This is a genomic window from Amnibacterium setariae, from assembly GCF_003581425.1.
Classification (GTDB): domain Bacteria; phylum Actinomycetota; class Actinomycetes; order Actinomycetales; family Microbacteriaceae; genus Amnibacterium; species Amnibacterium setariae.
In genome coordinates this window covers 916,141-927,581 of record NZ_QXTG01000002.1, presented here as the reverse complement: position 1 = coordinate 927,581, position 11,441 = coordinate 916,141, and the positions used below count along the sequence as shown (strand labels likewise).

Sequence of the window (11,441 nt, the reverse complement as noted above, 5' to 3'; positions counted from 1 at the left end):
CCGATCGGAGTGCGCTCCGGCACGGCGTGTCGCGACGGATCTGCGGATCCGCGCACAGGAGGGAGGGGGAACGCGCCGCCATAGGATCGGGAGCATGCGGGTGCACCTCGGCACGGACCACGCCGGACTCGACTTCACGAAGCATCTGAAGGACCACCTGGAGTCCCAGGGGCACGAGGTCGTGAACCACGGCCCGGAGACCTACGAGCCCCTCGACGACTACCCGTCGTTCTGCATCAACGCCGCGGTCGGCGTGCTGAACGACCGGGCGAAGGGCGTCGACGCGCTCGGCGTCGTGTTCGGCGGCTCCGGCAACGGCGAGCAGATCGCGGCGAACAAGGTGCGCGGCATCCGCGCCGCCCTCATCTGGAACGAGTCCACGGCGCTGCTCGCGCGGCAGCACAACGACGCCAACGTCTGCGCGATCGGCGCCCGCCAGCACACGCTGGAGGAGGCGGTGCACCTGATCGACCTGTTCCTCGCCGAGCCGTTCTCCGGCGAGGAGCGGCACGCGCGCCGCATCGCCCAGCTCGCGGAGTACGAGGCGACCGGCGCCATCGCCGGGCACCAGGTCGACTCCCTGCAGGCCTGACGTGCCCGAGGGCCACTCGATCCACCGGATCGCGCTGCAGTTCCGCCGCAACTTCGTCGGGCAGCGCGTCGCCGCGTCCAGCCCGCAGGGGCGCTTCGCGGCCGGAGCCGAGGAGCTGGACGGCCGTGAGATCCTCGCGTCGAGCGCCGTCGGCAAGCACCTGCTGCTGGAGTTCGAGGGGGAGCGCACGCTCCACGTGCACCTCGGCCTCTACGGCGCGTGGGACTTCGCGGGCCAGGTGACCGCCGACCCGACCTTCACCTCCGCGAACGGCCGGATGGGGCAGACGAACCAGCGCGGGACGATGGTCGAGGACACGACCGGGCTCCGCGAGGGCGCGCTGGAGGAGGCGCCCGCCGCGCTGCTCGCCGTCGCCGAGGAGGGCCCGGCCGAGCGCAACCTCAAGGTCGACGCCCTGCCGGAGTCGTCCCTCGCCTCCATCGGCGCACCGCGCCTGACCCGCCTCCGCATGTCGGAGTCGGAGCGCGAGGTCGAGCCGGAGGAGGGCGAGTTCCCGCCCCCGCCGATCGGTCAGGTGCGCCTCCGGCTGCTCACCGAGACCGCCGTCGCCGACCTCCGCGGCCCGACCGCCTGCGAGGTGTTCGACCCGCAGCAGGTCGAGAAGCTGCTCGCGAAGCTCGGCCCGGACCCGATGCACGACTCCGGCAAGGGCGCGGAGGACCGCTTCGTCGCCCGCGTGCGGAAGTCCGCGACGCCGATCGGGCTGCAGCTGATGGACCAGTCCGTCGTGGCCGGGATCGGCAACGTCTACCGCGCCGAGCTGCTGTTCCGCGCCCGCCTGAACCCGCACGCGCCGGGGAAGTCGATCCCGGAGGCGGCGCTGCGGAAGCTCTGGAAGGACTGGGCGCACCTGCTCGCCGTCGGCGTCGAGACGGGGCAGATGATGACCCGCGACGACCTGAAGACGGAGGAGGACTACCGCCGTGCGATGGCGAGCCGCGACGAGCGCCACTACGTCTACAAGCGGACGGGTCAGAAGAGCCCGCGCGGGCGCGGCACGGTCGTGATGGAGGACATGGGCGGCCGCAACCTGTACTGGGCGCCCGGCTGGCAGACGAAGCCCGACGCGTGACGGAGCTGCTCCTCCGCCGCGCCCGGGTCGACGGCGCGGTCCTCGACGTGCACGTCCGCGACGGCCGCATCGCCGCGTTGGCGCCCGACCTCGACGCGGGCGCCGCACCAACCCTCGACCTCGACGGCCGCGTCCTGCTCCGCGGGCTGTGGGACGAGCACGTCCACGTGACCCAGGCCGCGCTCGCCGCGCAGTGGATCGCGCTCGGCGGCGCCCCGACGGCGGCCGACGCGCTCGGCCGGGTCGAGGCCGCGCTGCCGGTGCTGCTCGCCGCGTGGCCGGACCCGGAGGTGCCGATCGTCGGCATCGGGTTCCAGGACGGGCTGTGGCCGGATGGGCCGACCCGGGAGGCGATCGATCGGGTCGGCGGGGACCGCGCGCTCGTGCTGATCAGCCACGACGTGCACGCGGTCTGGCTGAACACGCTCGCCGCCCGCCGGTTCGGCGTCGAGCCCGGGCCGGACGGGATCCTGCGCGAGGAGCCCGCGTTCGCGGTCGGTCGCGAGGTCAACGCGCTCGCGTCGGGCCGCTCGGCGGAGGCGGTCGCGCAGCTGCTCGACGCGGCGGTGCGCCGCGGCGTCGTCGGGGTCGTGGACCTCGAGATGACCTGGAACCTGGACCCGTGGCTCGCCCGCGTCGCGGACGGCTGGACCGGGCCGCGCATCGAGGCCGGCGTGTACCCGCCGGACCTGGAGCTCGCCGCGGGGCTCGGGTTCCGCACGGGCACCGTGCTCGGCGCGGACGGACTGCTCACGGTCGGGCCGCTGAAGACGCTCATCGACGGCGCGCTCAACACCCGCACCGCCTTCTGCGCGCACCCGTACCCGGACGGCGGCCGCGGGCTGCTCACGGTGCCGGAGGCGGAGCTGCTGGACCTCCTCCGGCGCGCGAAGGAGACCGGGTTCGTCCCCGCGGTGCACGCGATCGGCGACGCCGCCGTGAGCGTCGCGCTCGACGCCTTCGCGGCGGCGCGGCTCGGCGGCCGCATGGAGCACGCGCAGCTCGTCGCCGAGGCGGACCTGCCGCGCTTCGCCGCGCTGGGCGTGACCGCGAGCGTGCAGCCGGCGCACCTGCTCGACGACCGCGAGGTCGCCGCGGAGCACTGGCCCGGCCGCACCGGGCGTGCCTACCCGTTCCGCGCGCTGCTCGACGCGGGCGCGACGCTCGCGTTCGGTTCCGACGCCCCGGTCGCGCCGCTCGATCCGTGGCGCGCGATCCGCGCCGCCGTCGACCGAGCGCTGCCGGGGGAGCCGGTCTGGCACCCCGAGCAGCGGATCGACCTCGCCGAGGCGCTCGACGCCTCCGCCCGCGGTCGCGCGCAGCCGCGGGTCGGGGACGCCGCGGACCTCATCGCGCTCGACCTGCCGGTGGAGGAGCTCGATCCGGACGCGGTCGCGATGACGCTCGTCGGGGGCCGGATCGCGCACCAGGCGCTCTGACGCGCCCGCGTTCACCGCGAGTTCACAGCTGGGCCACGCGGCGGACGCGGGTCGTGGCCACCATCCCGGCATGACGATGCTCAGCACCGCGGAGACCGAGATGCGCTCCGCCGCCGACGCCTTGCGCGCGTGGTTCCCGGCTCCGGGCGCCGCGTCGGCCGCCGGGACGGGCGAGGCGCTCTTCGAGGAGCAGGCGGCGGTCACGGCCGCGCTCGCGGTGGCCGTGACGCGGATGGGCGCCGAGACGGACTCGGAGGCGCTCGACGCGGTCACCGACGAGGCCGCCGCGCTGCTCGCCAGGGCGGAGGAGATCCGGCTCGCCCTCGTGCTCGCCGCCCGCGCCGCGGACGAGACCTGGCTGCTGAGCCTCGACCTCGACTGAGGGCGGGCTCGCGCGTCTCGCGCGGTGCTCGCACCTCGACGCGCGGTGGCGCGACCTCCGCGCGGTAGGTCCACCCACGCGCAGCGGTCGGGCTACCGCGTGGCGGAGCGCCTTCCGCGTGTCGGCGCCTCACAGCAGAATCGCCGCATGGCGACGGCGGAGCGGCCGAGGTCCGCGGCGACCGGGAGGAACGCGCCCCAGGTGCCCGTGCGCGACCGCGCCGAGCTGCGCCGGTGGCTCGAGCAGCACGCGGCGACGAGCAGCGGCGTCTGGCTGGTCGTGCCGAAGGGACCCGACCGCACAATCGACTACGCGGAGATCGTCGAGGAGCTGCTCTGCTTCGGCTGGATCGACGGTCAAGGCAGGTCGTTCGACGAGCAGCGCTCCCTGCAGTACGTCGCGCCGCGGAAGCCGACCAGCGCCTGGTCGCGCCCGAACAAGGAGCGGGTGGAGCGGCTGCTCGCCGCGGGCCTGATGCGACCCGCCGGGCAGGCGGTCATCGACGCCGCGGTGGCGAGCGGCCGCTGGACCGCGCTGGACGAGGTGGAGCAGGGCATCGAGCCGGCCGACCTCACCGCCGGGCTCGACGCGGTCCCGGCCGCGAGGGCGGCGTGGGACGGCTTCCCGAGGTCCGCCCGCCACGCGCTGCTCGAGTGGCTGTCGACGGCGAAGACGGCGCCGACCCGCGAGCGCCGGATCGCCGCGATCGTGTCGGAGGCGGCGGGAGGACGCCGGGCGAACCAGTGGCGTCCGGCCGACCGGGTGTAGCTGCGGCGGGAGCGGCGCGGAGCATCCGCTCCGGCGAGCCGCCCGGCTACGATGGGCGCCGTCGTCGGCCGTGCGCCGGCGCAGCGGGGATGTAGCTCAATGGCAGAGCTCCAGTCTTCCAAACTGGTGGTGCGGGTTCGATTCCCGTCATCCCCTCCGCTGAGAGCCTTGGTGAGAGCAGAGTTCTTAAGAATGCTTCTCCCGTGGTCGAACACGACCCACTCTAAAAGCACTCGCGCTGTCGGCGGTCGTCGCTAGCGTGATGCGCGTGAAGACGTTGGTTCTGCTTGGCGCCGGAGCGAGCGTTGATGCGGGTGTTCCCGCTTCGAACTCGATGAGCGAGAAGATCGGCGCTATTCTTGGGGCGAGCCCGATGAATGTGCACCGCGGCGTCGTGCATGCGTTCAACTATGCCGTCGGAGCGATGATTGCTCACAGGTCGGCCTCGGGCGCGAACCCCTACGACGGGATCGACATCGAGCAGCTTTTCAGTGCTGTCCAGATGTTGAGCGAGAAAGAAGCGCTCGAAGTGGCGCCGTTCGTTGAGTGGTCCTCCGCATTGCAAGCCATCGGAGCACCAGCGCGTATTCCTCCGTTCTTCGACAAGAATCTGAAGAAGGCCCTGCAGCAGACGCGCGGATTCAATGACGCCGGGAAACTAATTGAACAGCTTGTTCACGCTGTGACCGGAACTAAGGATAGCGAGCGAACGTTCAAGGAGCTCGAGAAGCAGATGCTCGTCGCTCTCGTGGATCTCGTGGAAGTTCAGCCCTCCGAAGTTGACTATCTGCAGCCGCTCTTAGACATAAACGGCGGAGCGCCGGTCGACATTGTCACGCTCAACTACGACCGTTCTATCGAGCTGGCGGCGGAGGCCGCGGGCAAGGTCTGCGATACGGGAATCACAACCTGGGCAGGCGCCCAGGACTGGGATTGGGATGCAGGTGCTTTTGTGCGGCTGCTGAAGTTGCACGGATCGATCGACTGGTTGCTCCTTGAGCGCGATGGCCCAGGAGGCGTGTCGGAGCCCTTCGTGACCATTCGGCAGGGCCCCATTGAAAACTTCGAATTCTCCGGATCGGGTGGGCCGGGAGTAGTTTTCGGTGCGCGGGGCAAAGTTCGTGCGCGTGGGCCATTTCTTGCCATGCTTAGGGCGTTCGACGATCTTCTCCGCACGGCGGAGCGGGTCTTAGTTATCGGTTACTCGTTCCGCGACGACCATGTGAATGTGGCTCTATCGCGCTGGCTCAACAGCTCGGCGCCCAGGAGCCTCTATGTCGTAGACCCTGGTTTCGCGGATATGACTGGCTGGGAACACCGGGGAAGTTACCAGTCGGCCCTTTTGCAGGCGGCAGAGCACTTTAATTACCAGGCGCAGACCGCGCAGCCGAAGTTGCATCTGCATGTTTCAAGTGAGTACGCGCGGCCTGCACTAGCCAAATTCGCCGAAGAAGGCTTGGAAAGCATTCCGCTGCACGTGCGACAGCGCCCCTAAATGCCTCCGACGAACCGCTCGAACCGGTCGATCTGAGCGGAGCGATCCGTCGGGATGAGGTGGCCGTAGACGTCCGTCGTCGTGGACGTCGAGGCGTGGCCCATCCACCGGCTGACCTCGAACGCCGTGAACCCTGCGCCCAGCGTCAGCGATGCGAAGGTGTGGCGGAGGTCGTGGAGGCGCATGTGGGGAAGCCCCGCCCGCTCCGCCGCGGGGACCAGGTAGTACCGGCGGAGCCCGCCGACGTCCATCGGCCGCGACCAGTCCAGCCGCCTGCTGCCGTTCGCCCGGCCGGGCCAGAACAGCGCGTCCGGGTCGCCCGAGGTCGGGTGCGTCAGTAGGTACCGCCGCAGCTCCGCCGTGAGCGCCCGAGACAGGATCGGCACGTTCCGCGTGATCGGGCGGACTTTGGGGTATCCGTGTGCCAGGCGCCGTTCACCTTGCGGATCGTCTGCCGCACCTCGACGTGGCCGGCAGCGAGGTTCACGTCGCGTACCCGCAGCCCGGCGATCTCGGCCGCCCGGAGGCCCGTCCAGGCGCCGAATCGGACGACGGCGCCGTAGGGGTCGTGTGCGTCGAGGTCCGCCGCGATCGTCTCGAGCTGGGCCGGGGTGAGGAAGACCGGCGCGAAGTCGTCCCGGTTACCCGCGCGGGGGACCTCGACCGCGGCGCACGGGTCGTGGGCGACGATCCGGTGGCGGAGGGCGTACCGGAACACCTTGTGCAGGGCGACGTAGTGGTTCCGCACCGTGCTCGCCTCCCGGCCGGACGCGACCAGGTCCGCCAGCCACGCCTCCACTGCCTCACTCGTCAAGGCCGTGATGCGCTGGTGGCCGAACACGGGCAGGATCCGCGTCGCGTACAGCTGCTCGTACCCGGAGTATGTGCTCGCCTTCATACGCGGCTTACTGGCCGCTAGCGACGCCGCGACGACCTCTGCGACGGTGCGCGTCATCAGGTCCGTCGCGAGCGTCATGCCGGCACCGCCGTCCGGGTCGCGGTCGCGTAGGCGCGGCGGACGGTCGACTCGTGCCAGGTCGGCAGGCCGGTCGGCGACAGCACCCGCTCGTCGGTGAGCTCGGCGGCGATCGCGCCGAAGGAGGCACCACCGTCGCGGCTGACGACGGTGCGACGGAGCAGCCCGGCAGGGATCGCCGTGCGACGCCCGTTCAGCTCTCCGCGCAGCGAGCGTCTCCTTGGTGCGGGTGGAGATCAGGTCCCGCTCGAACTCGGCGAAGGTGTTGAGCACGTTCGCCATCGCACGTCCACCGGGCGTAGTGAGGACGAGGGCGTTGTCGAGTACGACGAGGGACCAGCCGCGGCGGTTCGCGTCGGCGAACCGACATCTCCGTGACCTTCGCCACGAACGCCCTCGTTGCTGTTCTCGGTCGGCGCGAGATGGTGCTGTGGGACTGGCTCAACTACAAGATCACTGCTCTCGCCGACGCGTCGGGTCCCGGGGAGCGAGCGCATCGTGCAGCCGATAAGGGCGCAGTCGTGACGCAGTGGCAACGTGACCGGCGGAAGGCTCGTGACTATGTCATCCGCGAGCTCGGAGTCCTCTCGTCTAACCCCGGGGCTGTGCCTTCCTTCTAATCCGGCTGAGTCGCACCACACGCGAGGCAGACGACGGCCTCCACGTCAGCATGCCCGGGGATCATCACTACGACGAGTTGAGCGGCGCCGCACCGCGCGCACTCCTGCCTCGTCTCGGTGTCCATGGGCACACCGTAGAACTCAGGTTCGACACTGCTTACGCGGAGAGGGCGACGTAGCCGCAGGCCGGGCACTCTAACCGCGCTTCGCGCCCCTCGAGATCCTCACCCACGTCCTGCTTTGGCGTGAGGCAGCGAGGACAGGCGATGAGGCCGATCGGCTCGTCGGTCGTCCGGGGAGCGTAGGACCTCGATCCGGCTCAGCTGATGGTGCGCGTGAAGCGGTCTCGCACACCGTTGACGTCCACGGACCCTACGACCACCGTCGCCGGCCCCATTGACGACGCCGTGAAGACGGTGAACGTCACGGACTCACCGTCTACGACATCGCGAGAGCGCTCGCCGTCCATCGTGACCCGGGCGTCATCCTCCGACCGGAGGCCGACAACCACCACGCCCATCAGTAGGCCGCCGCTGACGTTCTGCACCGAGTAGCGGACGCCGCCGACGTGGGTCAGCTTCCAGCGGTCCTTCGGCATCGCGGCACGAGCGAGCTCGTTCGCCTCCTCCAACGCGTCCGCCGACCGCTTCGCCTCCTCGGCCGACCGGTTCGCTGCGGAAGCCGCCTCTTGAGCAGCGCGAAGTGCCGCGGCCTCGTGGTCGGCGGCAGCAGCGTTCGCAGCTTGCGCGTCAGCGCGCGCACGGCTCGCGATCCCGGCCTGCCACAGAGCGACCGACGCACCTACGGCTGACAAGAGGAAGGCGCCGAGCGCGATGACGTTGGCGATGTCCACGACACCGATCGTTGCGGGCAGTACTGACACGGCGGAACGCTGTCGCCCCGGCCCTCTACCTTCACCTCGTGCACGCACTGGCCTACGTCCTCACGATCCTCGGCGGACTCGGTGAGCTCGGGTCGTTGGTGTGGGGTGCCATCGCGGCAGTGCGAGGGCGCGCTCGGGTACTGGCGCGGATCGACGGGTACATCGCCGCTGAGCAGGCATGGTCGGCCGCGATCGAGGAGCACGACCGTGGTGTCTTCAAGTGGGTGCCCGACGACAACAACGCGAACGGCGAAGCGCTAAGCGCCCACTTCGTCGCTGAAGAGGAGAAGGCGCTCGGGCGCCCGAGGTCGTCGCAGCAGTACCCCGAGCTGATGCAGGAGCGCGCTGCGCTGGCTGTCCTGAAGGACCAGGTCGGCGCCCTCCGCGGGCCGGTTGCACTCCTTGTGCTGTCGACCTTCGCGTCGACGGTGGGCGGCCTCCTGTCGATCGATTGAGCCGGTTTCTCCACTCCGGAAGCACTCCAGCGCGCCATGGCGACGTGCCGTTCTTCACCGTGCGGTGCCGTGCGACACCGTGCTTGCGGAAATGCAATTGCACGGTTCACCAGCACTTCTCACGGCACCGCACGGCGGCGCACGGTGAACTCGGGTGTGCGGTCGAAGGTCTTCCAAACTGGTGGTGCGGGTTCGATTCCCGTCATCCCCTCCGCTGGGACGTCGATCCGCAGGGGTGCAGGATCACCTCGTGGGCTTCCCCTGGTTCCTCGTGAGCATCGAGCTCACCTACGGCGTCGGGTACGCCGCCCGGCCGCTCGTCGTCCGGGCCAAGCGCGGCTCGCCGAGGTGGCAGCAGCGCTCGCCGGACGCTCGACGCGTGCTCTCGCTGCTGCCGGGCGCCGTCGCGGGCTTCGCGATGGGCATCGTCCTGATCCTGCTGCTCGACCACTGACCCGCTGCGGAGGCGCTGCTCACGGCGATCGGGGATGTGACGGAGGCCGTCCGAGCGGACATCCCGGTGCATGAGGGAGAGCACGCCGTCGAGGAGCACGGACCGGGCTCCGATCGCGCAGCACCGGCTTGTCGCCGCCTCGCGGGATCGGTCTGCTGGGAGCATCCGGGCCACGCTCCCGGTCCGCCGTCGACCCGGGGTGCGGAGGTGACGCGAATGGTCTTCAAGCCGACCGCCGTGGTGCGGCACGGCGCCCGCGCCACGCGGTCGATCTGGCCGGCCGTCGCTCGGGCGCTGCTCGTCGGGGTCGCGGTGCTCGCGATCAGCAGTGTCTCGCTCACCGGCTTCGCGCTCTGGCGGGTCGCGAAGCGGGCCGGCGACGGCGCCGTGCCGCTCAGCCCGGAGGAGACGGTGCCGCCGCCCACCGCCATCGACGGCGCCTTCAACGTGCTGCTCGTCGGGGCCGACAACGCGGCCGGTCAGCACGGCTTCGGCAAGGCCCGCGAGGCCGCCCTGAACGACGTGAACATCCTCGTCCACGTCTCCGCCGACCACACGAGCGGCACGGTCGTGAGCCTGCCCCGCGACCTCGTCATCGCGCACCCAAAGTGCGTCGACGCGAAGACGGGGCAGACCTACTCCGCGATGTCCGCCCAGCAGCTCAACGTCGCGTACTCGCGGGGCGGTCTCGGCTGCGTGGTCACGACCGTCGAGTCCCTCACCGGCGTCGACATCCCGTACGCCGGGCTGTTCACGTTCGAGGGCACCGTGAAGATGGCGGACGCGGTCGGCGGCGTCCCGGTCTGCGTGACGACGGCCGTGAACGATCCGAAGTCGGGCCTGCGGCTGCCGAAGGGCGTCTCCACGATCCGCGGCCGGACCGCGCTCGCCTACCTCCGCGCCCGGCACCGCATCGGCGACGGCAGCGACCTCGCGCGGATCCAGTCGCAGCAGGCCTACATGTCGGCGCTGCTGCGCAAGATGACGTCGGCGGGGACGCTCGCAGACCCGGCGAAGCTGTACTCGCTCGCCACCACGACGGCCGACACGGTGACGCTCTCCACCTCCCTCGCGGACGTGGGCACGCTCGTGCGGATGGCCGTGGCGCTGAAGTCCGTCGACCTCGACCGGATGGTGTTCGTCCAGTACCCGACCGTGCCCGACCCGGCGAACCCCGACAAGGTCGTCCCCGACCCGGTGCTCGCGGACCGGCTCGTGAAGCGGGTCCAGCGGGACCGACCCGTGGTCCTCGACGCCGACGCCCTGGGCGTCGGCGCCGTGCAGGTGGGCGCGCGACCGAGCCCGAGGAGCAGTCCCTCCGTGACGAAGGCTGCGCCGGACAAGCGCACCATCTCGGGGCTGCGCGGGCGGACCGCCGCGCAGCAGACGTGCTCGGTGGTCAACCGCTCCCGCTGAGCACGCCCGGCGAGACCGCGCGACAGGCTCCGCTCAGCGGGTCAGGGCGACCGCCGCGACGAGCGCCACGACGACCACGGCCGCGGCGACCGCGATCGGCACGACGAACCGGCCGCGCGAGCGGCGCGAGTAGTGCTCCGGCTCGACGCGGTCCGCCTCGACATCCGCGAGCAGCCGCTGCGTCTCCTCGGGTGTCATGCGGAAATGGTCCGCCTGCGCACTGATCGATGACGGCGAGTGCACTGAGTACCCGCTGCAGATCGCGACGCGTCCCGGCCCGCGGGTTCCGATCCCAGATACTGCGCGCATGGACGATGACGAGGTCGAGGCGATCCTCGAAGCCGTCCACCACCGCCGCGTGGTGCAGGCCCTGATCGCGACGTGCGTCGCCGTGCCGCCCCTCGTCGCGCTGGTGGTGTTCGACCCGGACCTCGGAGATCCGTGGGCGACGATCGCGGACGGGCTGCTCGCCCTCGCCGCGTTCACCGCGGTAGCGGCGGCGCTCCGACTCCGGCGCGACCGCCTTCGAACCCGTGCCGTGGAACGCGCCGCCCTCGCGGCACGGACGACGGACTGACGCGGAGGCCGCATGGACGAGATCCGGATCACCGGCGACGAGGCCGTGCTCATCAGCCGCATCCGCACGATCGACCGCGACCTCGACGAGCTGGAGCGGCAGACGCGCGAGATGGTGCAGCGCGGCCTCCGCGGCGGGGGACCGATGGCGAGGCTCGGCGAGGACCGGGCCGACGCCGACCGCGCGGCGCTCCTGCGGGAGCGCGCCGAGCTAGTCGAACGGCTGAAGCGGTCCACGGGCGTCGGCTAGCGGACCCCTCGGGCATGCCCGGAGAACCCAGGGGGACTGGGT

The 11,441-nt window shown here is 71.1% G+C and carries 15 protein-coding genes, 1 tRNA gene and 1 pseudogene; 12 read left to right on the top strand and 5 right to left on the bottom strand.

Features of this window, described 5'->3' with window-relative positions; translation table 11 throughout:
• Positions 1–94: 94 nt before the first annotated feature.
• The 7 genes from D1781_RS12410 to D1781_RS12380 all read left to right on the top strand — a co-directional run bounded on the left by D1781_RS12410 (position 95) and on the right by D1781_RS12380 (position 5,769).
• Positions 95–592, top strand: a complete 498-nt coding sequence (locus D1781_RS12410; RefSeq protein ID WP_119482566.1) for a ribose-5-phosphate isomerase — start codon at positions 95–97, stop codon at positions 590–592.
• 1 nt (position 593) lies between these two features.
• Positions 594–1,685 (top strand): Fpg/Nei family DNA glycosylase, encoded by a 1,092-nt coding sequence (locus tag D1781_RS12405; RefSeq protein ID WP_119482565.1) that lies wholly within the window; start codon positions 594–596, stop codon positions 1,683–1,685.
• Positions 1,682–3,124 carry an amidohydrolase gene (locus D1781_RS12400; RefSeq protein ID WP_233551308.1) on the top strand — a complete coding sequence of 481 codons (1,443 nt, stop codon included), beginning with the start codon at positions 1,682–1,684 and terminating at the stop codon, positions 3,122–3,124. Before D1781_RS12405 ends, D1781_RS12400 begins: the two co-directional genes overlap by 4 nt.
• 70 nt (positions 3,125–3,194) lie before the next feature.
• Positions 3,195–3,506, top strand: coding sequence for a hypothetical protein (locus D1781_RS17605; protein WP_158590085.1), 312 nt, complete (start codon positions 3,195–3,197; stop codon positions 3,504–3,506).
• Between the two features lie 147 nt (positions 3,507–3,653).
• On the top strand, positions 3,654–4,274 hold the full coding sequence (locus D1781_RS12390; RefSeq protein WP_119482564.1) for a YdeI/OmpD-associated family protein: 621 nt from the start codon (positions 3,654–3,656) through the stop codon (positions 4,272–4,274).
• Positions 4,275–4,359: 85 nt separating this feature from the next.
• Positions 4,360–4,430: transfer RNA gene (locus D1781_RS12385), tRNA-Gly, on the top strand.
• Between the two features lie 112 nt (positions 4,431–4,542).
• On the top strand, positions 4,543–5,769 hold the full coding sequence (locus tag D1781_RS12380; RefSeq protein WP_158590084.1) for an SIR2 family protein: 1,227 nt from the start codon (positions 4,543–4,545) through the stop codon (positions 5,767–5,769).
• Here the strand turns inward: D1781_RS12380 and D1781_RS12375 are convergent.
• The 4 genes and pseudogenes from D1781_RS12375 to D1781_RS12365 all read right to left on the bottom strand — a co-directional run bounded on the left by D1781_RS12375 (position 5,766) and on the right by D1781_RS12365 (position 8,218).
• The gene (locus D1781_RS12375) at positions 5,766–6,155 is read right to left on the bottom strand and encodes a tyrosine-type recombinase/integrase (RefSeq protein ID WP_119482562.1); all 390 of its coding nucleotides are present in this window, start codon (positions 6,153–6,155) and stop codon (positions 5,766–5,768) included. The genes D1781_RS12380 and D1781_RS12375 overlap by 4 nt on opposite strands.
• Positions 6,104–6,745 carry a tyrosine-type recombinase/integrase gene (locus tag D1781_RS12370; protein ID WP_158590083.1) on the bottom strand — a complete coding sequence of 214 codons (642 nt, stop codon included), beginning with the start codon at positions 6,743–6,745 and terminating at the stop codon, positions 6,104–6,106. Before D1781_RS12370 ends, D1781_RS12375 begins: the two co-directional genes overlap by 52 nt.
• A 204-nt stretch (positions 6,746–6,949) precedes the next feature.
• A pseudogene (locus tag D1781_RS18170) lies at positions 6,950–7,090 on the bottom strand (recombinase family protein); the annotation flags it as partial.
• Between the two features lie 594 nt (positions 7,091–7,684).
• Positions 7,685–8,218 carry a hypothetical protein gene (locus tag D1781_RS12365; RefSeq protein WP_119482561.1) on the bottom strand — a complete coding sequence of 178 codons (534 nt, stop codon included), beginning with the start codon at positions 8,216–8,218 and terminating at the stop codon, positions 7,685–7,687.
• 68 nt (positions 8,219–8,286) lie between these two features.
• Between D1781_RS12365 and D1781_RS12360 the strand changes: the two genes are divergently transcribed.
• The 3 genes from D1781_RS12360 to D1781_RS12350 all read left to right on the top strand — a co-directional run bounded on the left by D1781_RS12360 (position 8,287) and on the right by D1781_RS12350 (position 10,573).
• Entirely contained in the window at positions 8,287–8,703 is a 417-nt protein-coding gene (locus D1781_RS12360) for a hypothetical protein (RefSeq protein WP_119482560.1), read from the top strand.
• Between the two features lie 250 nt (positions 8,704–8,953).
• The gene (locus D1781_RS12355; protein ID WP_119482559.1) at positions 8,954–9,157 is read left to right on the top strand and encodes a hypothetical protein; all 204 of its coding nucleotides are present in this window, start codon (positions 8,954–8,956) and stop codon (positions 9,155–9,157) included.
• 216 nt (positions 9,158–9,373) lie between these two features.
• Positions 9,374–10,573 carry an LCP family protein gene (locus tag D1781_RS12350; protein WP_119482558.1) on the top strand — a complete coding sequence of 400 codons (1,200 nt, stop codon included), beginning with the start codon at positions 9,374–9,376 and terminating at the stop codon, positions 10,571–10,573.
• Between the two features lie 33 nt (positions 10,574–10,606).
• Here the strand turns inward: D1781_RS12350 and D1781_RS17595 are convergent, their stop codons facing one another.
• Complete coding sequence (locus tag D1781_RS17595) at positions 10,607–10,771, bottom strand: hypothetical protein (protein WP_158590082.1); 165 nt, start codon at positions 10,769–10,771, stop codon at positions 10,607–10,609.
• A 109-nt stretch (positions 10,772–10,880) separates the two neighbouring features.
• Here D1781_RS17595 and D1781_RS12345 point away from each other — a divergent pair, with 109 nt between their 5' ends.
• The gene (locus tag D1781_RS12345) at positions 10,881–11,150 is read left to right on the top strand and encodes a hypothetical protein (protein WP_119482557.1); all 270 of its coding nucleotides are present in this window, start codon (positions 10,881–10,883) and stop codon (positions 11,148–11,150) included.
• Positions 11,151–11,162: 12 nt separating this feature from the next.
• On the top strand, positions 11,163–11,399 hold the full coding sequence (locus tag D1781_RS12340) for a hypothetical protein (RefSeq protein WP_119482556.1): 237 nt from the start codon (positions 11,163–11,165) through the stop codon (positions 11,397–11,399).
• Positions 11,400–11,441 lie beyond the last annotated feature (42 nt).

What these genes read in the sequence shown, in the direction of transcription:
- D1781_RS12410 (WP_119482566.1), top strand. Translation starts at nt 95, where the DNA reads ATGCGGGTGCACCTCGGCACGGACCACGCCGGACTCGACTTCACGAAG.
- D1781_RS17605 (WP_158590085.1), top strand. Translation starts at nt 3,195, where the DNA reads ATGACGATGCTCAGCACCGCGGAGACCGAGATGCGCTCCGCCGCCGAC.
- D1781_RS12390 (WP_119482564.1), top strand. Translation starts at nt 3,654, where the DNA reads ATGGCGACGGCGGAGCGGCCGAGGTCCGCGGCGACCGGGAGGAACGCG.
- D1781_RS12370 (WP_158590083.1), bottom strand. Translation starts at nt 6,745, where the DNA reads ATGACGCTCGCGACGGACCTGATGACGCGCACCGTCGCAGAGGTCGTC.
- D1781_RS12350 (WP_119482558.1), top strand. Translation starts at nt 9,374, where the DNA reads ATGGTCTTCAAGCCGACCGCCGTGGTGCGGCACGGCGCCCGCGCCACG.
- D1781_RS17595 (WP_158590082.1), bottom strand. Translation starts at nt 10,771, where the DNA reads ATGACACCCGAGGAGACGCAGCGGCTGCTCGCGGATGTCGAGGCGGAC.
- D1781_RS12345 (WP_119482557.1), top strand. Translation starts at nt 10,881, where the DNA reads ATGGACGATGACGAGGTCGAGGCGATCCTCGAAGCCGTCCACCACCGC.
- D1781_RS12340 (WP_119482556.1), top strand. Translation starts at nt 11,163, where the DNA reads ATGGACGAGATCCGGATCACCGGCGACGAGGCCGTGCTCATCAGCCGC.